The organism is Azospirillum agricola, assembly GCF_020005195.1.
In the GTDB taxonomy this organism is placed as follows: Bacteria; Pseudomonadota; Alphaproteobacteria; order Azospirillales; family Azospirillaceae; genus Azospirillum; species Azospirillum agricola.
Genome location: NZ_JAIFZR010000008.1, coordinates 59,967 through 83,645, shown reverse-complemented (window position 1 = coordinate 83,645; position 23,679 = coordinate 59,967). Strand labels below are relative to the sequence as shown.

General features: G+C 68.1%; 19 protein-coding genes. 14 read left to right on the top strand and 5 right to left on the bottom strand.

Annotated elements, in window-relative coordinates:
• Positions 1-281 precede the first annotated feature (281 nt).
• The 12 genes from JN22_RS32695 to JN22_RS32640 all read left to right on the top strand — a co-directional run bounded on the left by JN22_RS32695 (position 282) and on the right by JN22_RS32640 (position 13,069).
• On the top strand, positions 282-2,645 hold the full coding sequence (locus tag JN22_RS32695) for an ATP-binding protein (protein ID WP_085558091.1): 2,364 nt from the start codon (positions 282-284) through the stop codon (positions 2,643-2,645).
• Positions 2,646-2,649: 4 nt separating this feature from the next.
• Positions 2,650-3,114, top strand: a complete 465-nt coding sequence (locus JN22_RS32690) for a response regulator (protein WP_085558090.1) — start codon at positions 2,650-2,652, stop codon at positions 3,112-3,114.
• 2 nt (positions 3,115-3,116) lie between these two features.
• Complete coding sequence (locus JN22_RS32685) at positions 3,117-4,523, top strand: sensor histidine kinase (RefSeq protein ID WP_223678023.1); 1,407 nt, start codon at positions 3,117-3,119, stop codon at positions 4,521-4,523.
• A 106-nt stretch (positions 4,524-4,629) separates the two neighbouring features.
• On the top strand, positions 4,630-5,829 hold the full coding sequence (locus tag JN22_RS32680) for a M20 aminoacylase family protein (protein ID WP_396022024.1): 1,200 nt from the start codon (positions 4,630-4,632) through the stop codon (positions 5,827-5,829).
• A 169-nt stretch (positions 5,830-5,998) separates the two neighbouring features.
• Entirely contained in the window at positions 5,999-7,345 is a 1,347-nt protein-coding gene (locus JN22_RS32675) for an NAD(P)/FAD-dependent oxidoreductase (RefSeq protein ID WP_211099738.1), read from the top strand.
• Positions 7,342-7,854, top strand: a complete 513-nt coding sequence (locus JN22_RS32670; protein ID WP_085558087.1) for an L-2-amino-thiazoline-4-carboxylic acid hydrolase — start codon at positions 7,342-7,344, stop codon at positions 7,852-7,854. The genes JN22_RS32675 and JN22_RS32670 overlap by 4 nt, the downstream gene beginning before the upstream one ends.
• Before the next feature lie 55 nt (positions 7,855-7,909).
• Positions 7,910-9,031: an ABC transporter substrate-binding protein gene (locus tag JN22_RS32665; protein ID WP_085558086.1), complete on the top strand. Its 1,122-nt coding sequence runs from the start codon at positions 7,910-7,912 to the stop codon at positions 9,029-9,031.
• 87 nt (positions 9,032-9,118) lie between these two features.
• Positions 9,119-10,033, top strand: coding sequence for a branched-chain amino acid ABC transporter permease (locus tag JN22_RS32660; RefSeq protein ID WP_085558085.1), 915 nt, complete (start codon positions 9,119-9,121; stop codon positions 10,031-10,033).
• A complete protein-coding gene (locus JN22_RS32655; RefSeq protein WP_211099737.1) occupies positions 10,020-11,054 on the top strand; it encodes a branched-chain amino acid ABC transporter permease in 1,035 nt (344 codons plus the stop codon). Before JN22_RS32660 ends, JN22_RS32655 begins: the two co-directional genes overlap by 14 nt.
• A complete protein-coding gene (locus JN22_RS32650; protein WP_085558084.1) occupies positions 11,051-11,821 on the top strand; it encodes an ABC transporter ATP-binding protein in 771 nt (256 codons plus the stop codon). The genes JN22_RS32655 and JN22_RS32650 overlap by 4 nt, the downstream gene beginning before the upstream one ends.
• Positions 11,818-12,528 carry an ABC transporter ATP-binding protein gene (locus JN22_RS32645; protein WP_085558083.1) on the top strand — a complete coding sequence of 237 codons (711 nt, stop codon included), beginning with the start codon at positions 11,818-11,820 and terminating at the stop codon, positions 12,526-12,528. The genes JN22_RS32650 and JN22_RS32645 overlap by 4 nt, the downstream gene beginning before the upstream one ends.
• Positions 12,529-12,568: 40 nt before the next feature.
• The gene (locus JN22_RS32640) at positions 12,569-13,069 is read left to right on the top strand and encodes an L-2-amino-thiazoline-4-carboxylic acid hydrolase (protein ID WP_085558082.1); all 501 of its coding nucleotides are present in this window, start codon (positions 12,569-12,571) and stop codon (positions 13,067-13,069) included.
• Positions 13,070-13,090: 21 nt separating this feature from the next.
• On the opposite strand, the gene fdhD is transcribed toward JN22_RS32640, so the two are convergent.
• Genes fdhD through fdnG form a run of 4 tightly spaced genes read right to left on the bottom strand, consistent with a single transcriptional unit; the run spans position 13,091 to position 18,691 of the window.
• The gene (fdhD, locus tag JN22_RS32635; RefSeq protein ID WP_223678022.1) at positions 13,091-13,933 is read right to left on the bottom strand and encodes a formate dehydrogenase accessory sulfurtransferase FdhD; all 843 of its coding nucleotides are present in this window, start codon (positions 13,931-13,933) and stop codon (positions 13,091-13,093) included.
• Between the two features lie 56 nt (positions 13,934-13,989).
• Positions 13,990-14,616, bottom strand: coding sequence for a formate dehydrogenase subunit gamma (locus tag JN22_RS32630; protein ID WP_085558081.1), 627 nt, complete (start codon positions 14,614-14,616; stop codon positions 13,990-13,992).
• Positions 14,613-15,581, bottom strand: coding sequence for a formate dehydrogenase subunit beta (fdxH, locus tag JN22_RS32625; RefSeq protein WP_085558080.1), 969 nt, complete (start codon positions 15,579-15,581; stop codon positions 14,613-14,615). Before fdxH ends, JN22_RS32630 begins: the two co-directional genes overlap by 4 nt.
• A gap of 2 nt (positions 15,582-15,583) precedes the next feature.
• The gene (gene fdnG, locus JN22_RS32620) at positions 15,584-18,691 is read right to left on the bottom strand and encodes a formate dehydrogenase-N subunit alpha (RefSeq protein WP_085558079.1); all 3,108 of its coding nucleotides are present in this window, start codon (positions 18,689-18,691) and stop codon (positions 15,584-15,586) included.
• Positions 18,692-19,038: 347 nt separating this feature from the next.
• Here fdnG and JN22_RS32615 point away from each other — a divergent pair, with 347 nt between their 5' ends.
• Entirely contained in the window at positions 19,039-19,953 is a 915-nt protein-coding gene (locus JN22_RS32615; protein ID WP_085558078.1) for a formate dehydrogenase accessory protein FdhE, read from the top strand.
• A gap of 197 nt (positions 19,954-20,150) precedes the next feature.
• Positions 20,151-21,491: a caspase family protein gene (locus JN22_RS32610; protein WP_085558077.1), complete on the top strand. Its 1,341-nt coding sequence runs from the start codon at positions 20,151-20,153 to the stop codon at positions 21,489-21,491.
• A gap of 38 nt (positions 21,492-21,529) precedes the next feature.
• Here the strand turns inward: JN22_RS32610 and JN22_RS32605 are convergent, their stop codons facing one another.
• Positions 21,530-23,665, bottom strand: a complete 2,136-nt coding sequence (locus JN22_RS32605) for a cache domain-containing protein (RefSeq protein WP_223678021.1) — start codon at positions 23,663-23,665, stop codon at positions 21,530-21,532.
• Positions 23,666-23,679 lie beyond the last annotated feature (14 nt).

Below are 23,679 nucleotides of genomic sequence, written 5' to 3'. Positions count from 1 at the left end.
TATCGCTTGTGTCGAGCCGGAGCTGGCGCGTGTCGTCTGGCCTCGGAAAGTCCTCACAAGCAATCGCGCAATGCCCGCGCCGTTTATGGTTGAAAATTTCCAGAATTTGGCAATTTTTCAAGAGTATCCTGGCTGTACGACTAAAGTTATAGATTTCAGGGTGCGCTTAACATATGTTAATCTGTTCCCAGGGTGCTTGAATTGATTTTGTAATCACCAATCTCTTCCATTAGTCTCGGAACGGCTTCCGTCCGGCATTGGTTCAACGGTTCACGGCTTTCATGGTTGGCAACGGCGTTCAGCCTTCAACGAAGACCACCATTTCGGCGGCGACGCCCGCCCAGCGGATCCTTGAGGACATCGGCGACACCGATTCCTGCGCGCGGGAGCCGATCCACAGGCCCGGCAGCATTCAGCCGCACGGGCATCTCCTGGTGTTTGGGGGCGGGGACCTGCGCCTGCTCCAGGCCAGCGCCCATGTCGGCGATCTCCTCGGCATCACGCTGGAGAAGGCTTTCGGCCAACCGGCAGACCGGCTCTTTCCCGGGGAGGCCGGTGCCGAGCTGTGCCGGGGGCTGGCGCAGGTGCCGCTGCGCGAGCCGGTTCAGCTCGGCGTCCTGCAATGCCCGGTGGGGCAGCTCCAGACGATCGCGCACCGGTCGGGCGACGCCGTCATCCTCGAACTGGAGGCCGTGCCGACCGAGGGCGTGCGCAGCCTTGAAAGCCTCTACCCCCACCTGCGCGCGAGCATCCAGGGACTGCAAGCCGCCGCGACCCTGAACGAACTGATGACGCGGACGGCCGCGGAGGTGCGGGCGCTGACCGGTTTCGACCGGGTGCTCGTCTACCGTTTCGACGAGCAGTGGAACGGGACCGTCATCGCCGAGGACCGCAACGAGACGCTGCCCGCCTACCTCGACCTGCGTTTCCCGGCTTCCGACATTCCCGAGCAGGCGCGCCGGCTCTACACGCTGAACCGGCTGCGGCTGATCGTGGACGCTTCCTACCAGCCGGTGCCGATCCTGTCGCCCGGTGGCGGCGGCGGCGGCGGCGGTCGGGCGGGTGGGGACGGGGGCGAGGCGCTGGATCTCAGCTTTTCGGTGCTGCGCAGCGTTTCACCCGTCCATCTCGCCTACATGCGGAACATGGGCACGGCCACCTCCATGTCGATCTCGGTTCTGTCCGGCGACCGGCTGTGGGGGTTGATCTCCTGCCACCATGCGGTTCCCCGTCCGATCCCCTTTTCGGTGCGGACGGCCTGCGACCTGATCGGCCAGGTGCTGTCGATCCAGATGATGGCGCTCGACCGCAGCGGCGAGGCGGAGCACCGGATCGCGCTGAAGCACGTCGAGACGCGGCTGCTCGCCCATATGGCCGCGTCGGAGAATTTCGTCGCCGGCCTGATCGGGGCGCCCGACGACTTCCTGAAGCTTGCCGACGCGCAGGGCGCCGCCATCCTGTTCGAGGGGCGCTGCCATCGGGTCGGCCGCACGCCGTCCGAGGACACCGTGCGCCGCATCGCGGGCCATCTCGGCGGGCGCGGCCATGAGGAGGTCTTCGCCACCCACGCGCTCTCCACACTCATGCCCGACGCGGGGGACTGCATCGACACGGCCAGCGGCGTGCTGGCGATCTCCATCTCCCAACTGCACCCGAGCTACGTGCTCTGGTTCCGGCCCGAGCTGGTCCGCACGGTCAGGTGGGGCGGTGATCCCAACAAGCCGTCGGCGGTCCCCGGCACCCCGCTGTCGCCGCGGACGTCCTTCGAGACCTGGAAGGAAACCGTGCGTTGGCAAGCCGTTCCCTGGCGCCCCAGCGAGATCGAGACGGTCCGCGATTTCCGCAACGCCATCGTCGGCATCGTGCTGCGCAAGGCGGAGGAGATGGCGGCCCTGATCGTCGAACTCCAGCGCAGCAACAGCGAGCTGACGGCCTTCTCCTACTCGGTGTCGCACGATCTGCGCGCGCCGTTCCGCCATGTGACCAGCTACGCGGAACTGCTGCGCGCCCGCGCGTCGGAAAAGCTCGACGGGCGGGAGCTGCATTATCTCGACACCATCATCGAGGCGGCGGCCTCCGCCGGCCAGCTCGTCGACGGTCTGCTGCAATTCTCCCATCTCGGCCGTGCTTCGCTGACCCACGTCGCCATCGACATGAACGAGCTGGTCGCGGAGGTCCGGCGCCTGCTGGTGACCGAAGCGGGCGGGCGCGACATCCGCTGGTCGGTGGAGGCGCTTCCCGAGATCCAGGGCGACCCGACGACGATCCGGCTGGCGTTCCAGAATCTGCTGTCCAACGCGATCAAATACACCCGGAACCGCGCGGACGCCGCCATCGCGGTGGGATGCCGGACGGCGCCGGACGCCTTCGAGTTCTTTGTGCGGGACAATGGCAGCGGCTTCGACATGGCCTATGTGCACAAGCTGTTCGGCGTCTTCCAGCGCCTTCACCGCGAGGAGGATTTCGAGGGCATCGGCATCGGCCTCGCCAATGTCCGACGGATCGTCGAGCGTCATGGCGGCCGCGCCTGGGCGGAGGGTGAACCCGGCCGAGGCGCCACCTTCCACATTTCGTTTCCGCGCTCGCCCGGCCGGCTGCCCGTCCAACCTCCGTCTCCGATCCCGACCAGCGTGCCCCCGAGGTGACCCCATGGCCGATCTGAAGCCCATCCTGCTGGTCGAGGACAACCCGAAGGACCTCGAGCTGACGCTGGAGGCTTTCGCCGAGGCCCAGCTCGCCAACGACATCGTGGTGGCCCGCGACGGTGCCGAGGCGCTCGACTATCTGTTCCTCAACGGCACGCCGCCGCCGTCCAGCGCCAAACGCCCGGCGGTCATCATCCTCGACATCAAGTTGCCGAAGATCGACGGCATCGAGGTGCTGCGGCGGATCAAGTCCGACGAGACGACCCGCGCGATCCCGGTCGTCATGCTGACCTCCTCGAAGGAAGAGCAGGATCTGGTGCGCAGCTATCATCTCGGCGTGAACGCCTTCGTGGTCAAACCGGTCGGTTTCCGGGACTTCTTCGACGCCATCCGCGATCTCGGCAGTTTTTGGGCGATCCTCAACGAGCCCCCTCCGGGCAGCCATCGCCGAGGCGGTTCCAAGGAATGAACGTGACGGACACTTCGGGTGTCGTGCGCTGCCGGGTGCTTCTGCTCGAAGACAGCGCCATCGACGCCGACCTGATCCACGAGCATCTCGCCCACATCGACGGTTTCGCCTTCGACGTCGAGCATGTCACCGGCCGGCAGGCCTATGTCGACGCGCTGGACGGGGGCGGACCGTTCGACCTGATCCTGTCCGACTTCGCCCTGCCCGACTTCGACGGCATGCAGGCCCTGGCCCTGGCCTGCGCCCAGCGGCCGGAGGTGCCCTTCATCTTCGTGTCCGGCGTCCTGGGGGAGGAGCGGGCGATCGAGGCGCTGAAGCAGGGCGCCACCGATTACGTCGTCAAGCTGCGCATGGAGCGGCTGCGGCTGGTCGTGCGACGCGCGCTGATCGAGGTGCGCGACCGCAGCCGGCTGCACAGCGCCAGCCGGGCGCTGGGCGAGAGCGAGGCGCGGCTGAGATTCGCCCTGGAGGCGGGGAGGCTGGGGGCGTGGGATCTCGACCTCGACACCGGCCGTCTCCAGGCTTCCGATATCTGCGCCGCCAATTTCGGTCTGCCGGATGGTGGCTGCCTGACCAGCTACGACGCGCTGACGGCCCGCATCCTGCCGGAGGATCTGCCGCACCAGCAGGCGGCCGTGCAGCGTGCGCTCGACACCGGCGGAGCCCTCGACGTCGAATACCGCTGCCGGTGGCCCGACGGCGGCCTGCACTGGATCCAGGTGCGCGGGCGGGCGGTCTACGGCCAGGATGGCAGGCCCGTCCGCATGACCGGCGTCTCCCTCGACGTCACCGGGCGCAAGAAGGCGGAGGAGCGCCAGCTGCTTCTGCTGGAGGAGTTGAACCACCGGGTCAAGAACACGCTGGCCATCGTCCAGTCGATCGCCTCGCAGACGTTGCGGTTGGTGACGACGCCGGCCGCCTTCACCGAATCCTTCCAGGCGCGTCTGCACGCCCTGGCGCAGGCGCATGATCTGCTGACCAGGCAGCAATGGCAGGGCGCCCTGCTCGACGAACTCCTGACCCTGACGCTTGGTCCCTACCGCGAGGCCGACCGCGTGCGGATCGAGGGCCCGCCGGTGATGCTGTCGACGGGCGTGGCCGTCTCGCTTCATCTCGCCTTTCACGAACTGGCGACCAACGCGGCGAAGTACGGCGCGCTTTCGGTCCAGGGGGGAACGGTCGAGGTGTTCTGGTCGGTGGTCGAGAGGGCCGGGATGGCGCTGGAACTGGTGTGGCGGGAGCGTGGCGGCCCGCCCGTCGTGCCGCCCTCGCGTCGCGGCTTCGGCTCCCGGCTGATCGAGCGGGGCTTGCCTTACGAGCTGGACGGCAAGGTGAGCCTCGATTTCGACTTGGCCGGCGTGCGCTGCACCTTGGTGATTCCCCTGTCGGATCGCGTCAGGCTGCAATAGGCGCGTTCGGCCGCGCGTATGCGTGCGGCGCGGGCCGGCCCATCCGGATGGGCACGGCGAAGGACGTTTGCGTCCCCACGGCTTTTGGGCATGATCATCCCCTCGCATGCGCGACAGGACGAGGACGAGGATGATGGTCGAGACGGTGCCGGGTCTGGATGGGTTGACGACCGAGATGACGACGTGGCGGCGGGATCTGCACGCCCATCCGGAAACCGCCTTCGAGGAGGAGCGGACCAGCGATTTCGTGGCGGAGAAGCTGCGGTCCTTCGGGCTGGAGGTCCATCGCGGCCTGGCGAAGACCGGCGTCGTCGCCGTGCTGCGCAACGGCGAGGGGCCGTCCGTCGCCTTCCGTGCCGACATGGACGCGCTGCACATCCACGAGGAAACCAACCTTCCCCACAGCTCGCGCAACCCGGGGCGGATGCACGCCTGCGGCCATGACGGGCACACGGCGATGCTGCTGGGCGCGGCGCGCTACCTGACGGAGAATCCGGTCTTCCAGGGCTCCATCGCCTTCGTCTTCCAGCCCGCCGAGGAGAACGAGGGCGGCGGCCGGGTGATGGTGGAGGAGGGGCTGTTCGAGCGGTTCCCGGTCGAGCGGGTCTTCGGCATGCACAATTGGCCGGGTCTGGAGGTCGGGCGCATCGCCCTGCGGCCCGGCCCGATCATGGCGGCCTACGACATTTTCGAACTGACCCTCACCGGACGCGGCACCCACGCCGCCATGCCGCATCTGGGCACCGACACCATCCTGGCGGGCAGCCAGATCGTCTCGGCCTTCCAGACCATCCCGTCGCGCAGCGTCCATCCGGTCGACGCGGCGGTGGTCAGCGTCACGCAGTTCCACGCTGGCGATACGTGGAATGTCCTGCCGGCCACCAGTGTCCTGCGCGGAACCGTCCGCACCTTCCGGCCGGAGGTGCAGGACATGGTGGAACGCCGGATGGGCGAGCTGGCGTCCGCCATCGCCGGCGCCAACGGGGTGGAGGCCGATTTCCGCTACGAGCGGCGCTACCCCTCCACCATCAACAGCGCCGGGGAAACCGAGCTGGCACGTCGCGCGGCGGTCCGCGTGGTCGGCGAGGGCGCCGTCGATCTCGACCCGATGCCCAGCATGGGGGCGGAGGATTTCTCCTTCATGCTGCAAAAGCGCCCCGGCTGCTACATCTGGGTCGGCGCCGGGCCGTCGGACCACGGGCGCAACCTGCACAGCCCGCATTACGATTTCAACGACGCGCTGCTGCCGATCGGCGTCAGCTACTGGGTGCGGCTGGCCGAAACCCTGATGCCGAAGGCCGCGTGACCGTTTTCCGGCGGATCAGTTCCCTGGATGAACCTTCGGCATTCCCAACTTGCCTGACGTATAACGGGGAAATTTCCGCTAGAAAATCTTGGTAATTGCACGCGTGTGAAATCTGTCACATAGTCCAACCGGAAACCAAACCACAGGACCGGGTGAAGGCGGGGCGGACGTGTCACAGACGACGCAGGATTTTGCGGACCGGGGAGCCGGCGGGGGGCCGGGGCAGGGTGGGATTTGGCGGAAGCCCGATTCCCTGTGGGAGGCCACCGCCCCGCCGGCCCCCGAGCTGCCGGTCCTGCGGGACCACGCGCAGGCCGACCTGCTGGTGATCGGCGGCGGCTTCACCGGCCTGTCGGCCGCCCTGCACGCGGCGGAGGCCGGCCGCCGGGTGGTGGTGCTGGAGGCGTCCGAACTCGGCCGGGGCGCCTCGGGGCGCAACAACGGGCAGGTGATCCCGACCCTGACCCGTCCCGACCCCGACGACATGGTCGCCCGCTTCGGCGGGGAGGCGGGTGAACGCTTCGTCGCGCTGGTCCGCGACAGCGCCGCCGACCTGTTCGACCTGATCCGCCGCCTCGGCATCGACTGCGCGGCGGAGCAGACCGGCTGGGTCCAGCCGGTCCATTCGCCCGGCCGCATCAGGATTGCCGAGCGCCGTGTCGAGCAATGGGGCCGGCGCGGCGCGCCGGTGGAGCTGCTCGACCGCGCCGCCGTCTCGAAAATCCTCGGCACCGACGCCTATTTCGGCGGCTGGATCAACCGCAGCGGTGGGCACATCAACCCGCTGGCTCTGGTGCGCGGGCTGGCCGCCCGCGCCGTGGCGGCCGGCGCGGCGGTCCATGTCAACTCGCCAGCCCTGTCGGTCGAGCGGCAGAACGACTGCTGGGTCGCCCGCACCCCGCAGGGGGCGGTGACCGCCGACCGGCTGATCCTTGGCACCAACGGCTACGCCGCCGCCGTCTTCCCGGAGATCCGGACGGAGGTCGTGCCGGTGCTGTCCTGGCAGATGGCGACCGCTCCGCTCGACGAGTCGGTGCGCCGGGCGATCCTGCCGGGCCGGCAAGCGATGTCGGACACCCACGGTGACCTGCGCTTCATGCGCCACACCGCCGACGGCCGGTTGGTCAGCGGCGGCGCCCTGCTGATTCCGGTGAACGGGCCGGACCGGCTGCGGCGCATCGTCGGCGAGCGTCTGGCTGGGATGTTCCCGGCGCTGCGCGGCGTCGCCTTCGACCATGTGTGGAACGGCCGCATCGCCATGACCACCGACTATTTCCCGCGCGTCCACCGGCTGGGGCCGAACGGATTCGCCTGGGCCGGCTGCAACGGGCGCGGCGTCGCCCTGTCGGTGGCGCTCGGGCGCGAGATGGCGCGCGCGGCGCTCGGCCGCGACCCGGCGGAATTGGCGCTGCCCTTCACCCCGCCGACGCCGCTGCCCTTCAACGAGCTGCTCCAGCGCGTCGGCCCGCTGAAGATTCTGCAATACCGCTGGAACGATTCCCGAGAGATCGCATGACCGAGGAACAGGCAAAGGGAAGCGCGCTTCCCGATTATCCCACCCTCCTGCGCAACGCCTACGCCATGCGCGCGGCGTCCTACGCCCACATGTTCGACGTGCTGCGCGAGCGCTTCGGCACCGACATTGCGCTGGAGGTCGGGCAGGAGGCGACGCGGCGCCTGGGCGCGGCGATGGGCGTGAAGTTCGCCGCCCACGGCCCGGACGACCTGACCGGCCTGTGCCACGCCTTCCTCGACGGCATCCCCAACCGCGACGATATGTTCGCGCCCGAGATCACGCGATGCGACGGCGAGGCGCTCGACATCCATTTCCACCGCTGCCCGCTGAAGGAGGCTTGGCAGGCCCAAGGGCGCTCGGACACGGATCTGGAGCTGCTCTGCCGCATGGCCGGCGCCATCGACGGCGGCCTGTTCGAGGCGGCCGGCTTCGTCTTCAAGGGCGAGACCTGGAAGCCGGGCGACGAGGGCTGCTGCCGCCTGAAGGTGCGGCCCGGCACCGCCGGATGAGGCACTTGAGGCCGATCACGAGATTTTGCGAACCATGACAAAGGGTGCCGCCACCATGACCGTCCGTCTCCGCACGCTCTCCACCCTGGCCGCCGTCCTGGCGACCACCGCCATCGCCGGGTCCGCGCTGGCCGCCGACACGGTCAAGCTCGGCTACCAACTGCCGCTGACCGGCGACACGGCGCAGTACGGCCAGGACTTCCGCAAGGCGGCCGAGATCGCGCTGGCCGAGTTCAACGCCGCCGGCAAGCCGTTCAAGGTCGAGATCGTCTTCGAGGACAGCCGCTCCGACGCCAAGGAGGGGACCAACATCGCCCGCAAGTTCGTCGACGACAAGGCGATTGTCGGCGTGCTCGGCGACTTCACCTCGGGCGTCTCGATGGCGGCGGCGCAGGTCTACAAGGAGGCCGGCCTGCCGCAGCTCTCGCAGACCGCCTCGCACCCCGACTACGCCAAGATCTCCAAGTACCAGTTCCGCAACATCGCCACCCAGGCGCAGGAAGGCCCCTACAACGCCAAGTGGATGGCGGCCAAGGGCTTCAAGAACATCGCGGTGATCGCCGAGCAGACCGACTGGGGCCAGTCGGTGGTCGGCGGCTTCTCCGACGCGGTGAAGGCCAACGGCGGCACCGTCGCCTTCTCGGAATTCTTCAACCGCGGCCTCAAGGACTACCGCTCGCTGATCAGCAAGATCGAGCGCGCGAAGCCCGACGCCATCTACACTGGCTTCTTCTACGAGGACGGCGCCCAGTTCCTCCGTCAGCTCCAGCAGCTCGGCGTCAAGACCCCGGTCTACTCGACCTCGGCGGCCTACAGCCCCAAGCTGATCGAGCTGGCCGGCGACGCGGCGGAAGGGGTGCATCTGACTTCCAACTTCCTGCCGACCGACCCGGCCCCGCACATCCAGCATTTCGTCGAGGAGTGGAAGGCCCGCTCGGGTGGTACCGTCCCCGGCCAGTTCCCGGCCCAGGCCTACGACGCGGTGCAGATCATGCTGGCCGCCGTCGAGAAGGCGTCGCCCAACCCGACCCGCGAGAAGGTCCGCGACGCGCTGGCCCAGACCAAGGACTTCCCCGGCGTCACCGGCAAGACCACCTTCAACGCCGAGCGTGAGGCCGAGAAGGAGCTGGTGAAGGTCGAGGTCAAGGGCGGCGCCTTCGTTCCGGTCGCCGACTGAGGCTTGTCTTTTCCCCACCCGCCGCCGGTGCGAACGTCGTTCGCGCCGGCGGCGGGTGTGTGTTCACATCGCAGCGACAGGGCCCGCATGATCGACCCTTACTACCTCCAGCAGCTCGCCATCGGCCTGTCGCTGGGCATGACCTACGCCCTGATGGCGATCGGCTTCACGCTGATCTTCGGGGTGCTGAACGTCGTCAACTTCGCCCATGGCGAGATCTACACGCTGGGCGCCTTCGCCGGGCTCGTGCTGATCTCGGCGGTGGCGCCGCCGATCGTCGCGGTGATCTTCGGGGCGCTGGCGGTCGGCGCGCTGGCCGGCTTCTCGCTGGAGCGGCTGGCCTTCAAGCCGTTCCGCCGCTTCACCGACGAGGCGTCGCTGAAATCGCGGGCCATGCGGGAATCGACCCTGCTGTCCTCGCTGGCGGTGTCGATCGTCGTGCGCGAGGCGCTGGAGATCCTGTTCGGGTCGGAAATGCGCTCGCTCCCCTTCGACTATCTGATCAACACGCCGGTGCGCATCGGCCCTGTGATCCTGGTGACCGGCGATTTCATCATCTTCGGCGTCGCCGCCGCCATGCTGATCGGCTTGCAGTATCTGCTGACGCGCACCCGCATCGGGCTGGCGATCCGCGCGGTGTCGAACAACCCGCTGGGCGCCAAGTATGTCGGCATCGACACCGACCGCACCATCATCACCACCTTCGTGGTCGGCTCGATGATGGGGGCGGCGGCCGGCATCCTGATGGGGCTCTATTACGGGGCGATCTTCCCGGCGATGGGCTTCGTGCCCGGCATCAAGGCCTTCGTCGCCATGGTGATGGGCGGGCTGTCCTCGATCCCCGGCGCCGTCGTCTGTGCCCTCATCCTCGGCGTCGCCGAGAGCATGGCGACGACCTTCGTCTCGTCGGGCTGGTCGGACATGGTGGCCTACGCCTTCCTGATCCTGACCCTGATCTTCTTCCCCAACGGCCTGTTCGGAGCGCGCCGTGAACGCGTTTGAGGGAACCCTTCCCGAGCAGGGCGGCCAGCGGCGCTGGCTGGTCCCGGCCCTGCTCGCCCTGCTGGTCTTCGGAGCGCTGCCGGTGGTGCTGGCCGGCTTCGACCGTGGCTACTTCTACCAGATCGCCAATCTGGCGCTGATCTTCGTCCTGCTGTCGGCCTCCATGCATCTGGTCACCGGGGTCGCCGGGCTGCTGCATCTGGGGCACGCCGCCTTCTACGGCGTCGGCGCCTACACGGCGGCGCTGCTGACCTCCAAGCTGGGGCTGGGCTTCACCGTCACGCTGCCGCTGTCCGGCGTGGTCGCGGCGCTGCTGGCCTTCCTGGTGGCGCTGCCGACGATGCGGCTGGTCAGCATCTATTTCGCCGTGGCGACGCTGGCGATCGGGCAGATGCTGTATCTGGTCATGCTGAACTGGGTCGACTTCACCAAGGGCCCCAACGGCATCATCGTCACCAAGGGGTTCGAGCTGTTCGGCGTCGCGCTGTCCGGCCGGCTCGCCAGCTACTACACGGTGGCGGTGGTGGTGGTCCTGTGCGTCGTGGCGATCGGCCGGCTCAGCCACTCCTACTACGGCAACGCGCTGCGCTCGATCCGCGAGGACGACCAGTGCGCCGACGCCATGGGGGTGCGCACCGTGCGGCTGAAGATGGAGGTCTTCACCCTGTCGGCCTTCTTCGCCGGGGTGGCCGGCGCCCTGTGGGCGCACATGACCGGCTACATCTCGCCGGGCGATTTCAAGTTCTCCGAATCCATCCTGATCCTGGCGATGGTCGTGGTCGGCGGCCTGGGCAGCCTGCCCGGCGCCATCATCGGCGCCCTGCTGCTGATCCTGCTGCCGGAGGGGCTGCGGGCGCTCGGCGACTTCCGCAACGTGATGGTCGGTCTGGTCATGTTCCTGTCGATCCTGCTGCTGCCCAAGGGGCTGCTGGGCGAGGTCTCCGCCCTGCGGCTGGTGCGCCGGCAGCTCGGCGGCGCGTGGCGCAGCACCGGCAAGGGTGAAGGGATCGGCTGGCGATGACCCATCTTCTCGACGTGCGCAACGCCAGCCGCCGCTTCGGCGGCGTGCAGGCCGTCAACGACGTGACCGCCCATGTGGACGAGGGCGAACTGGTCGGGCTGATCGGCCCCAACGGGGCCGGCAAGACGACTTTGTTCAACCTGATGTCCGGCTTCACGCCGCTCTCTTCCGGAACGGTCGCCTTCGCCGGGCGGACGATCAACGGGATGAAGCCCAACCAGGTGGCGCGGCTCGGCATCGGCCGGACCTTCCAGAACCTGCGCGTCTTCCCCAACATGTCGGTGTTCGACAACGTGTCGGTGGGCGCGGTGGGGACGCTGCCGCAGGGGCCGGCGGGCGCCCTGTTCGGCGGCTTCACCAAGGCGGGCAGCGAGCGCGCCGACGCCATCAGCCGCCGCACCTGGGAGGCGCTGGAGGCGGTCGGCCTGACTCATCTGGCCGGCGAGCTCGCCGCCAACCTGCCCTATGGGCAGCGCAAGTATCTGGAGATCGCCCGCGCGCTCGCCATGCGCCCGCGCTTCCTGATCCTCGACGAGCCGGCCGCCGGCCTCAACGACACCGAGACGCGGGCGCTCGCCGCCTTCATCAAGCGGCTGCACGGGCAGGGCCTGACCATCATGCTGGTCGAGCATGACATGGGCTTGGTCATGGGCATCTGCCAGCGCATCCTGGTGCTGGCCTCGGGGCGCAAGATCGCCGACGGCCCGCCCGACGCCATCCGCCGCGACCCGGCGGTGCTTGAAGCCTATCTTGGGGTGGAATCATGAGCGCGCCGCTGCTCGCCATCGAGGACCTGCACGTCGCCATGGGCCCGCAGGAGATCCTGCACGGGGTGCAGCTGGCCGTGCCGAAGGGCGGCATCGTCGCCGTGCTCGGCTCCAACGGCGTCGGCAAGACCACGTTGATGCGCGCGGTGTCCGGCATCTACCGGGCGCGGCGCGGCAGCATCAGCTTCGACGGCCAGCCGATCGCCAATCTGCCGGCCCATCGAATCGTGAATCTCGGCCTGTTGCAGGCGCCGGAGGGGCGGCAGATCTTCTCCAACATGAGCGTGCGGGAGAATCTCGTGCTCGGCGGTGGCGACGTGGGCTTGGGCGAGCTGGACCGGGTGCTGGGCATGTTCCCGGTGCTGGGCGAGCGGCTGCGGCAGAACGCCGGCTCGCTGTCGGGCGGCGAGCAGCAGATGCTGTGCATCGCCCGCGCCCTGATGCGCCGGCCGACCCTGCTGCTGCTCGACGAGCCGTCGCTCGGGCTGGCGCCCAAGATCGTCGCGCAGATCTTCGATCTGGTCGAGCGCATCCGGGCGGAGGGGGTGTCGATCCTGCTGGTCGAGCAGAACGCCCGCGCCGCGCTGCGCATCGCGGACCACGCGGCGGTCATGGAGGACGGCCGCATCCTGCTGGCCGGCCCGGCCGCCCAGCTCCGCGACGACCCGCGCATTGCCGAGGCCTATCTCGGCGGGCATGTCCATTGACGGCCCACCAGGGATGGTTTCCGACAGGAAGGAGAACACGATGACCCAGCCAGCCGACAAGCCAGCCATGGGAATCCTGGAACGCCGCCGCATCGAGGCGGAGATCCTGAAGCCGGTCTACGAGGAGATGGCGGCCCGTCTGGGCGAGACGGTCGCCCAGGAGATTCTCGGCGCCGCCATCACCAAGGCGGCGCTGGCCGCGGCGGAGGCTTTCGCGGCGTCGGAGCCGAACGGCACCAGCCTGCAAAGCTTCGCCGACCTCCAGCCGCTGTGGACCAAGGACGACGCGCTGCGCCTTGAGGTGAAACGGCAGGACGAGGCGCATTTCGACTACAGCGTCACCCGCTGCCGCTACGCCGAGATGTACCGGGAGATGGGGCTGGGCTCCATCGGCCACCTGCTGTCCTGCAACCGCGACGCCGCCTTCTGCGTCGGCTACGACCCGCGCATCACGATGGAGCGGACCCAGACCATCATGCAGGGCGCCGACCATTGCGACTTCCGCTACCGCTTCGAGCCGAAGGACGGGCAGGGAAGCTGACGGGTAACCGAGGTGCCGGTGTCAGATGTCCTGACGCCAGCGCTTTTCGTGGCTGTAGACCACCAGCCGGTTGCCGCGCGCGAAGCCGGCCAGCGTCAGGCCGGTGCTTTCGGCCATGCGGACCGCCATGCCGGTGGGGGCGGAGATCGCCACCAGCGCCCCGATGCCGACGGCGGCCGATTTCTGCACCAGTTCGTAGCTGGCGCGGCTGGAGGTGAGGACGAAGCCGGCGCTTCGGTCCACCCCGCTGGCCACCAGCCAGCCGATCAGCTTGTCGAGCGCGTTGTGGCGGCCGACATCCTCACGCAGCGCCAGGATGTCGCCGGTCGCGTCCACCCAGGCCACCGCATGCACGGCGCCGGTGATGCGGTGCAGGCGCTGGAGGTCGCCGAAACGGCCCAGCGCCTTCGCCACCGCGCTGACCGGCAGGGTGGTGCCCTCGGCGACGCTGCCGGTGACGCGGGTCACCGCCTGGAGGCTGTCCAGCCCGCAGAGCCCGCAGCCCGAACGTCCGGTCAGGCTGCGCCGGCTTCCCTTCTTCAACGCCATAAAGCGGTCGAGCGGGATGTCCATGCGGACCTCCATCCCGTCGCAGCCGTCGGCCACGGTGACGTCGTACAGCTCGTCCGCCGAGGCGAGGATGCCCTCGGACAGGCTGAAGCCGAGCGCGAACTCGTCGAGATGCTCGGGTGTGGCCAGCATCACCGCGTGGACGATGCCGTTGTAGGTGAGCGCCACCGGCACCTCCTCCACGACATGGTCGTCGCACAGCTCGGCCCCCTCCGGTCCCAGCCGCAGCACCGTGGTGCGGTGCAGAGGGGCGCGGCGTTCGTCGGGCGGCGGGGCGGTGAGCATGGCGGTCATGGCGATGCATTCCTGTCGGTTGAAGCCCTCTCCCCCGGGGAGGAGAGGGTTTTTCTTCAGTGCCCGGTTTCCTTGCCGGTGACCTGACGGTACCAGCGCGGGTGATGCTTCTTTGCCCAGGCGTGGGTGACGACGCCCTCGACCATCGCGCGGATGGTGCCCTGGACCCACAGCGCCGCGTAGACGTGCACGATGATGCCGGCGATCAGCGCCAGCGCGCTGGCCGAATGGACCAGCAGGGCGACGCGGATCACCGGGATCGGGAACAGCTCGGCGAAATACGGCCGCCATGCGATGAAGCCCGACGCCATCAGCGCCAGCATGCACAGGACCATCATCCAGAACATGCCCTTCTGGCCGCCGTTGTAGCGGCCGATGTCGCCGACCTCGTTGCCCTTCATCACCTCGCGCACCGACATCATCCACTTCACATCCTCGTTGTTGATGAGGTTGTGGTGGGCGTAGCGGAAGAATTGCCGGGCGAAGGCGATGAACATCACCACGCCGACGAAGGGGTGGACGATGCGGGCGAGCTGCGGCGTGCCGAACACGCCGGTCAGCCAGAAGAAGGCCGGGTAGAAGAAGGCCAGCCCCGAGATCGCCAGCAGGACGAAGCAGACCGCCACGATCCAGTGGTTGATGCGCTCGGCGGCGCCGTAGCGTTGGATCAGCTTTTCCTTCATGACAGCGCGTCCTCCGGTTGCTTGTTCTTTGCGACGTGTCTGGGGCGGTCCTGACCGCCGGTCGGGCTGTCATGCCCGCCGGTGGGGCTGTCGTGCCCACCATGCTCCTCTTCGTCCTCGTCGGCGCGGTTCGGACCGACGGTGATGAAGTGGAAGAACCCGAACAGGCCGGCGGCGGCCACGCCCAGCGTGGCGAGCGGCTTCAGCATGCCCTTCCACAGGCCGACCACGGCGCTGATCGCCGGGTTCTCCGGCAGGCCGGAGTAGAGCTGCGGCTTGTCCGCGTGGTGCAGCACGTACATGACGTGGGTGCCGCCGACGCCGGCCGGGTCGTAGAGCCCGGCCTGGTCGTAGCCGCGCGACTTCAGGTCGGTGATGCGGGTCTCGGCGACCTCGATCATGTCCTCCTTGGAACCGAACTGGATCGCGCCGGTCGGGCAGGTCTTGACGCAGGCCGGTTCCTGTCCGACCGCAACGCGGTCGGAGCAGAGGTTGCACTTGTAGGCCTTGCTGTCGACCGTGCTGATGCGCGGCACGTTGAACGGGCAGCCGGAGACGCAATAGCCGCAGCCGATGCAGTTCTCCTGGTGGAAGTCGACGATGCCGTTCTTGTACTGGATGATGGCGCCCGGCGACGGGCAGGCCTTCAAGCAGCCGGGGTCGGCGCAGTGCATGCAGCCGTCCTTGCGGATCAGCCACTCCAGCTTGCCTTTCTCCTCGACCTCGTTGAAGCGCATGACCGTCCAGGCCTGCGGGCCGAGGTCGATCGGGTTGTCGTAGACGCCGGTGCAGGTGCCGACGTCGGCGCGCAGCTCGTTCCATTCCGAGCAGGCGACCTGGCAGGCCTTGCAGCCGATGCAGACCGACACGTCGATCAGCTTGGCGACTTCCTGCGGGTTGCGGGCCTGCGGGGTCGGCGTCGGCGAGGCGGAGCGGCGCAGGATGTCCAGGGATTGCAGGGCCATGATTACGCCACTCCGATCTTCTCGACGTTCACCAGGAACGCCTTGTATTCCGGGGTCTGGGTGTTGCAGTCGCCGACCGCCGGCGGCAGGGTGTTGGACAGGAAGCCTTTCTTGGCCACCGTCTCCCAGCCCCAGTGCAGCGGGATGCCGATCTGGTGGACGGTGCGGTTGGTCACCGTCAGCGCCTTGATCCGCTTGGTCACCACCGCCTTGGCCTTGATGTGGCCGCGCTTGGAGCTGACCTGCACCCAGTCGCCGGCCTTGATGCCCTTCTCCGCCGCCAGCGCCTCGCCGATCTCGACGAACTGCTCGGGCTGGGCGATGGCGTTCAGGCGCACGCCCTTGGTCCAGAACTGGAAATGCTCGGTCAGACGGTAGGTGGTGCCGACATAGGGGAACTGGTCATGGGTGCCCAGCCGCTCCTTGTCCGCCTTGAAGATGCGCACCGCCGGGCTGCTGACCACCTTCGGGTGCAGCGGGTTGGTGCCGAGCGGGCTTTCCATCGGCTCGTAATGCTCGGGGAAAGGACCGTCCGCCAGCTTGTCGGTGCAGAACAGCCGCCCGACGCCCTCCGGGTTCATGATGAAGGGATTCATCCCTTCGCTCGGCGCCGAATCCGCCTTGAAGTCCGGCACGTCGGCGCCGGCCCAGGCGGCACCGTTCCACGAGATCAGGTTGCGCTTGGGATCCCACGGCTTGCCCGACGGGTCGCAGGAGGCGCGGTTGTAGATGATGCGGCGGTTGGCCGGCCACGCCCAGGCCCAACCCGGCGTGTTGCCCAGCCCGGCGTCGGTGTTGTCGCGCCGCGCCATCTGGTTGCCGGCCTGCGTCCAGCAGCCGGCGAAGATCCAGCAGGCGCTCATGGTCGAGCCGTCGGCCTGCATGATCGCGAAGTTCGGCAGCTGCTCGCCCTTGCGGGCCAGGAACTTGGTCGGGTCCTTCGGATCGGGGATGTCGGCCAGCGCCCGCCCGTTCAGCTCCTTCGCCAGCTCCTCCGGCGTCGGTTCCAGCGGGTTCTTGTAGGGCCAGGACAGGTTGAGGATCGGCTCGGGAACCGTGCCGCCCTCCTTGCGGTAGAGGTCGCGGACGGCGACGAAGATCTCGGCCAGGATCTCCTGGTCGCTCTTGGCCTCGCCCGGCGCGTCGGCGCCCTTGTAGTGCCATTGCAGCCAGCGCGCCGAGTTGACGATGGCGCCGTCCTCCTCCGCGAAGCAGGTGGAGGGCAGGCGGAACACCTCGGTCTTGATGCTGGCGGTGTCGACGTCGTTGATCTCGCCGTGGTTCTGCCAGAAGGACGAGGTCTCGGTCGTGATCGGGTCGATCACCACCATGTATTTCAGCTTGGCGAAGGAGGCCGCCGTCTTGCGGACGTCCGGGAAGGAGGTCAGCGGGTTGAAGCCCTGGACGATGAAGCCGTTGACCTTGCCGTTGTGCATCAGGTCCATGACCTGGAGCACGTCGTACATCTTGTCCCACTTGGGCAGCCAGTCGTAGCCCCAGTCGTTCTCCTTCGTCGCCTTGTCGCCCCAGAACCATTTCAGCAGGCTGACGAAGAACTTCGGCGTGTTGCCCCAGAAGTTGAGCTGGCCGTCGGCCTGCGGCTTGGGGGTGTTCTTGGCGATGTAGTCGGCGAAGGTCGGGTTGGTCTTTTCGGCCGGCAGGTTCAGGTAGCCGGGCAGGCTGGTCGACAGCAGCCCCAGATCCGACAGGCCCTGGATGTTGGAGTGGCCGCGCAGCGCGTTGACGCCGCCGCCCGGCATGCCGATGTTGCCTAGCAGCAGCTGGATCATCGCCATGGTGCGGATGTTCTGGGCGCCGACCGTGTGCTGGGTCCAGCCGAGAGCGTAGAGGATGGTGCCGACGCGGTCGCGCACGGCCGTCGAGCCGAGATGCTGGCAGACCCGCAGGAAGCCGTCCTTCGGCGTGCCGGTCAGGTCGGTGACGACGTCCGGCGTGTAGCGCGCGTAGTGGGCCTTCATCAGGTTCCACACGCAGCGCGGATCCTGGAGCGTCGGGTCGGTCTTCGCCTTGCCGTTCTCGTCGAACTCGTAGTTCCAGCTGCTGCGGTCGTACTGGCCCTTGGCCGCGTCGTAGCCGCTGAACAGCCCCTCGTCGAAGCTGAAGCCGTCACGCACGATGAAGCTGGCGTTGGTGAAGGCCTTGACGTAATCCCACTGGATCTTGTCGTTGGCGATCAGCCAGTTGATGACGCCGCCCAGGAAGACGATGTCCGACCCGGCGCGGATCGGCATGTATTCGTCGGCGACGGCGGCGGAGCGGTTGAAGCGCGGGTCGACGACGACGATTCGCGCGCCCTTCTTCTTCGCCTCGATCGCCCATTTGAAGCCGACCGGATGGGCCTCGGCCGGATTGCCGCCCATGATCAGGATGAAGTCGGCGTTCTTGATGTCGACCCAGCTGTTGGTCATCGCGCCGCGCCCGAAGGTCGAGGCGAGCGCCGACACGGTCGGGCCGTGGCACACGCGGGCCTGCGCGTCGGTGCCGACGATGCCGAGCGAGCGCATGACCTTCTGCGTCAGGATGCCGGTCTCGTTCGACGAGGCGGACGCCGTCAGCATGGCGGTGGACACCCAGCGGTTCACCGTCACGCCCTCGGCGTTCCTGGCGATGAAGTTGGCGTCGCGGTCGTCCTTGATGTGGCGGGCGATGCGCTCCACCGCCTCGTGCCAGGAAATGCGCTTCCACGTGCTGGAGCCGGCCTCGCGCACCTCGGGGTGTTTGAGGCGGTTCGGGCTGTGGATGAAGTCGAGCAGGCCGGCGCCCTTGGGGCAGAGCGAGCCGCGGCTGACCGGGTGGTCGGGGTCGCCCTCGATGTGGATGATCTCGGCCTTGGCGTTCTTGGCGCCGTCGCCCAGGCTGTACATCAGCAGGCCGCAGCCGACCGAGCAGTAGGGGCAGGTGTTGCGGATCTCCTTGGCGCGGCTCAGCTTGTACTGGCGCACCTCGGCCAGCGCCTCGGCCGGGAGGAAGCCCAGCGCGCCGATGCTGGACGCGGCAAGCGAACCCGCCGTGAGCTTGAAGAATTGCCGCCGTGAGACCTGCGTGGCCGTAGCCTGCGTCGGCGCGGGCTGCGTGGGCGTGATCGGCATGGAACCTCCCTCGGAAACGGTTGTGCCGTGCCCGGGGCGTTGGGACCCGGAACGGAGCCGTCGGCAGGACCGACCACTCACGGCGCCGCGCCCAAAGGCAGATTCCGTGCCAACCGCGAAAGCCGCACGGACGTCATGGTTTTTTGATTGGTCACACAGCCAATAGGGACATTTTGTCCAAAAGGTTTAGACAAAATGTCCCTATGGCGGGTGGGGTAGACAGTTTGACGGGGCCCTGACGGTGGTGGCAAACAGGGGGAGCGGGCCGGTGCGGGCATTGCCCCGATCTTGCATGGGTGTTCGCCTCGCCATCGCCGCCTCATCACGACCGACACGAAAGCCGCCCCATGACCGCCGCGCCCCACGCCCCCGCCGCAGACGTTTCCGAGGCGACCGCCGCCGCCATGGCCGCCGCCGGGCTGGTGCCCGGCCAGTCGCCGTCGCCGCTGCGGCTGCCCGACGCGACCAGTCTTTTCCAGCGCCGCGCCGCCCGCCTGCGCCGCCTTGCCGGCGGGCACAGCCTGGGCGGCTGGCTCTCCTTCGTCGCCACGCTGGCCGATGCCCAGCACGCGCTGGCTGCCGCGACCGCCTCGGCCCCGCCGGCCGCGCAATGGCCGCTCGACCTGCAAGCCCTGCTGGCGCGGCTCGGCGACACCGTGCCGCCTCCGGCCCGCGTCGCGCTCGGCCTTCTCGGGCCGGGGGAGTCCGGCCGGCTGGCGGCCTTCGCCGACCGCCTGATCAACGACCAGCTGGAGACGACCGACCTGCCGGCCGCCCCCTTCGTCACCGCCGCCCTCCAGGTCGCCTGGACCCGCCACGCCGCTGTGCTGGACGTCAACACGATCTCGGTCCATGCCACCGCCCAGGTCTGTCCGGTCTGCGGTGGTGCGCCGGTGGCCGGCGTGCTGCATGTCGGCATGGAAGCGGGGGGGCTGCGTTACCTGCATTGCGGGATCTGCCACACCGCGTGGCATCACGTTCGCGCCTCCTGCGTGTCCTGCGGCGATGGCAAGCACGTCGACCAGCGCTTCCTCGAAGGGACGGGTGAGGATCGGACCAAGGGGGGGCAGGGGAAGGACGGCCCCGTCCGCGCCGAGACCTGCGGCGCCTGCCACAGCTACCTGAAGCTGCTGTTCCTCGACAAGGCGCCCGATCTCGACCCGGTGGCCGACGACCTCGCCTCGCTGGCGCTCGACATCCTGGTCGGGGAGGAGGGCTACCAGCGCATCGGCGGCAACCCCTTCCTGGTCCTGGCCGACTGAAGCGGGCGCGCCCGGTTGCCGGTGCGCGCCGGGTCGGAGGAAGCCGGCCGGCCCGTTCCGGTGGGTTTCCCGATGAAGCCTGTCCTCATGCCAGTGCCTCTCCTGGCGCCTCCAGGTTGTTTTCACTCAATGACCTTGGATCGTATATCCGTCTAAGTTAGCGTGATGCACTCGGGGGTTTTGGATCGGAGTGGCTCATGGCGACGATGTGGCGTTGGCTGCTGACGATGGCGATCTTGGTGCTGGGCTTGGCGGTGGACGACCGATCCTGGGCGAGCGAGCTTCAAACGCCGGAGGTGTCGCAGGGCGTTGCGGTGGACAGGGCGTTAAGGCGGACCGGCGTCGGATCGGGCGAGCGGCGGGTGGCCTTGGTGATCGGCAACGATGCTTACCCGACGGCGCCATTGAGGAATCCGACGAACGACGCACGCGCGATGGCTGCGGTGTTGCGCGGGCTTGGCTTCGAGGTGATCGAGCGCATCAACGCCGGCAAGGCGGAGATGGAAAAGGCGGTGATCGACTTTGGCGGGAGGCTGAGCGAGGACTCGGTCGGGCTCGTCTATTATTCGGGGCACGGTCTTCAGGTGTCAGGCAGGAATTATCTCATTCCAGTGGATGCGGAGATTTCGAGCGAGCGCATGGTGCCGCTGATGGCGGTCGATGCCGACAACGTGTTGGCGCAGATGATGGAAGCCCGTTCGAGGGTGAACATCCTCATCCTCGACGCCTGCCGGAACAATCCGTTCGAGCGCCCGTTCCGGGCGTTGAGCGGCGGTCTGGCGCAGATGAGCGCGCCTAAGGGAACGATGATCGCGTATGCGACGGCGCCAGGGAGAACGGCGAGCGACGGTTCGGGTGGAAACGGCCTCTACACCAAGGAGTTGCTGAAAGCGATTCAGCAACCGGGCCTTCCGATCGAACAGGTGTTCAAGAAGGTTCGGGCGGCGGTGTCCTCGTCATCGGGTGATGCGCAGATTCCGTGGGAAGCGTCGTCGTTGACCGGTGATTTCTATTTCGCGGGCACCCCCGACCAAGGCCCTCAGGTCACAGCCGTGATGACACCTCCCGCCGTCCTCACGGAGCAGCCGGGTAGGGATATGAGATACGGCATCGGGCCCTTCCATTTGGGCATGTCGGCGGCGCAGGTCAATCGGAAGCTTGGGACGCCGTTTGCCACGGTCCAGCCGGCCTCCCTTCCAATAGCAGGAGAATATAAAAATAACGAAGTGCGGTATTTTTGGAAATATTTTTCAGAAGATACTGTTATTGCGGGTATGATTCCGAAAATGCCGAAAGGACCTTGCCTGTCGTCGCAGAGCTATTTAACGTTTCTGTTCTTGGATGATAGTCTTTTTCGAATTTCTTTCCGTCTATACCGGAGGGATGGCTGTAGTGATTATAGATCCGTGGTGGAAGATCTGCGGTCAAAGATTTTTGGAAAGAGCAGCGTCTCCGGGCATGTCGTCGTAACCCACAGCGACGATTACACCAAATTCGAGATCGTCGACAGCACGCGGACCTATCCGGATCTGCCGTAGGGCGGCATCCCGACGCTGCCGGGCAGGGGCGCGGGTCGTCAGCCGCCGTCCGGGGTGATCAGCCGGGCGGCGAACAGCGGCGCGGTCGGCTGGGCCGAATAGCGGGCCTGCCGGCGCAGCCACAGGGTGAAGCGGGTGCATTGGCCGGGGGTGCTGTCCACCGTGATGCGTCCACCGTAGCGCTGGACGATGGCGTAGCTGATCGACAGGCCGAGCCCGGTGCCGGTCTGCTTCTTGGTGGTGAAGAAGGGGTCGAAGATGCGCCCCAGATCGACCGCGGCGATGCCGTGGCCGGTGTCCTGGACGTGCAAGAGCGCGCCCTCGAAGGGCTCGCTTCCGGCGGGCCAGTCGCCGGGGCCGATGTCGCGGCTTTCCAGCGTCAGCGTGCCGCCGTCGGGCATCGCCTGCATGGCGTTGACGATCAGGTTGATCAGGACCTGCTGCAACTCGCCCCGGTTCATCTCGACGCTGCTGGTCGCGGCCAGCCGGGTTTCCACCTTGACCTTGCCGCGGTTCAGGTTGTGCCGGGTCAGCACCAGACAGTCGGCCAGCACCGCGTTGGCGTCGGCGGCCTCGGCGTAGCCGGCGAAATCGCCGGGGCGGGCGAATTGCAGCAGCTTGGTGACGATGGCGTGGATGCGGCGGGTCTGCTCGTCGATCAGGCGGACCTCCTCCGCCACAGGCTCGATGGCGTCGCCCAGCACCTCGCGCATCAGGTCGAGGTTGCCCTGGATGACGGCGACCGGGTTGTTGATCTCGTGGGCGACCCCGGCCGTCAACTCGCCGATGGCCGTCAGCTTCTCGTTCATGACGAGCTGCTGTTGGGCGCGGCGCAGGGTGGCGTTGGCCTCCTCCAGGGCGGCGGTGCGCTTGGCGACCTTGCGGTCCAGCTCCTCGGCCGAGCGTTGCAGCTCCCAGCGGCGGGCGGCGATGCTGTCGAGCAGATGGTCGAAGGCGCGCGACAGCCGGCCCAACTCGTCGCGGCTGTGGGTTGGGCCGACGCGGGCGGATTCCTCGCCGGCCTCGATGCGGGCGATCACCCGGTTCATCCGCTCCAGCGGGCGGAAGATGGCGCGCGCCCAGCGCAGGTCGGCCAGCGTGCCCAGCCCCGACACCAGCAGGAACAGCAGGAACAGCCCGGCCAGCGCCCGGTACAGCGCGTCGCGCAAGGGTGCTTCGAGGAAGCCGACATAGAGCATGCCGACCCTCTGCCCGGCGGTGTCGGTCAGCGGCTGGTAGCCCGACACGTAGGTGTCGTCGACCACGAAGGCGGAGCCGAGCCAGACCCGCCCCTCGCCCAGAACGCGGTCGGCGACCGCCTTGGAAACGCGGGTTCCCAGCGCCCGCTGGCCCTCGAACAGCCGTACGTTGGTGGCGATGCGGGTGTCGCCAAGGAAGAGGGTGGCGGTGCCCTGGCTGCCCAGCGGCAGCGATGCCTCCTGGTAGACGATGGTGTTCAGGCGGTCGACGATGCCCTGGTTGCCGTTGAGCAGGACGCCGCCCTCCAGCGCGCCGCTGACCAGCCCGTCGGGCCCGGCGATGGGGACGGCGGCCTGGATCATCAGGCCGCGCTCCTCGACGCCGCGGCCATCGGGCCGGGCGTTGCGGGTCGGCACCAGCGGGATGTGGGCGGCGCGGCGCAGGGCGGTGCCGAGCGCCTCCAGCTCCTCCGGCGCGAAGACCTCCAGCCCGTGCCGGGGGTAGCCTTGCAGCGCCTCGCGCACCACCGCCCAGCCGGAGCGGCCGGCTGCCCCCTGGAACTTCCCGCCGACCCGCACTTGGCCCTGCGCGTCGAGCAGCAGCAGGTAATCGAGCCCCTGCTCCTCGGCCGCCTCGTCGAGCAGCCGCCGCACCTCGTCGGGCGTTCCCCGTTCCAGCGCCAGCGCCAGCCGGTGCGAGGAGGCGAAGCCCTCCAACCGGGTGCCGAGGGCGCCCTGAACCCGATCGAAATACTGGCGCGCGGTGCCGAGGTCGGAGCTGACCTTGTTGACGAGAAGCTGGTCGTAACCCTGCGTGCCCCACACCCAGACGATGGCCAGCAGGATCGGCACGCCGAGCAGCAGCGGGGCGAGCACCAGCGTCATCAGCTTGAGCCGGACGGAGCCGGAGAAGGTCTTCGCCAGCCCCTTCAGCCAAGCGTTGAAGGTGGTGGCGAGGGGGAGCTTCACGGGCACGCCCGGCTCCCCCA

Coding starts and splice junctions, on each gene's coding strand:
- JN22_RS32650 (WP_085558084.1), top strand. CDS start 11,051: ATGACCCATCTTCTCGACGTGCGCAACGCCAGCCGCCGCTTCGGCGGC.
- JN22_RS32665 (WP_085558086.1), top strand. CDS start 7,910: ATGACCGTCCGTCTCCGCACGCTCTCCACCCTGGCCGCCGTCCTGGCG.
- fdnG (WP_085558079.1), bottom strand. CDS start 18,691: ATGCCGATCACGCCCACGCAGCCCGCGCCGACGCAGGCTACGGCCACG.
- JN22_RS32680 (WP_396022024.1), top strand. CDS start 4,630: ATGCGCGACAGGACGAGGACGAGGATGATGGTCGAGACGGTGCCGGGT.
- fdxH (WP_085558080.1), bottom strand. CDS start 15,581: ATGGCCCTGCAATCCCTGGACATCCTGCGCCGCTCCGCCTCGCCGACG.
- JN22_RS32695 (WP_085558091.1), top strand. CDS start 282: ATGGTTGGCAACGGCGTTCAGCCTTCAACGAAGACCACCATTTCGGCG.
- fdhD (WP_223678022.1), bottom strand. CDS start 13,933: ATGACCGCCATGCTCACCGCCCCGCCGCCCGACGAACGCCGCGCCCCT.
- JN22_RS32660 (WP_085558085.1), top strand. CDS start 9,119: ATGATCGACCCTTACTACCTCCAGCAGCTCGCCATCGGCCTGTCGCTG.
- JN22_RS32640 (WP_085558082.1), top strand. CDS start 12,569: ATGACCCAGCCAGCCGACAAGCCAGCCATGGGAATCCTGGAACGCCGC.
- JN22_RS32630 (WP_085558081.1), bottom strand. CDS start 14,616: ATGAAGGAAAAGCTGATCCAACGCTACGGCGCCGCCGAGCGCATCAAC.
- JN22_RS32615 (WP_085558078.1), top strand. CDS start 19,039: ATGACCGCCGCGCCCCACGCCCCCGCCGCAGACGTTTCCGAGGCGACC.
- JN22_RS32690 (WP_085558090.1), top strand. CDS start 2,650: ATGGCCGATCTGAAGCCCATCCTGCTGGTCGAGGACAACCCGAAGGAC.
- JN22_RS32610 (WP_085558077.1), top strand. CDS start 20,151: ATGGCGACGATGTGGCGTTGGCTGCTGACGATGGCGATCTTGGTGCTG.
- JN22_RS32670 (WP_085558087.1), top strand. CDS start 7,342: ATGACCGAGGAACAGGCAAAGGGAAGCGCGCTTCCCGATTATCCCACC.
- JN22_RS32645 (WP_085558083.1), top strand. CDS start 11,818: ATGAGCGCGCCGCTGCTCGCCATCGAGGACCTGCACGTCGCCATGGGC.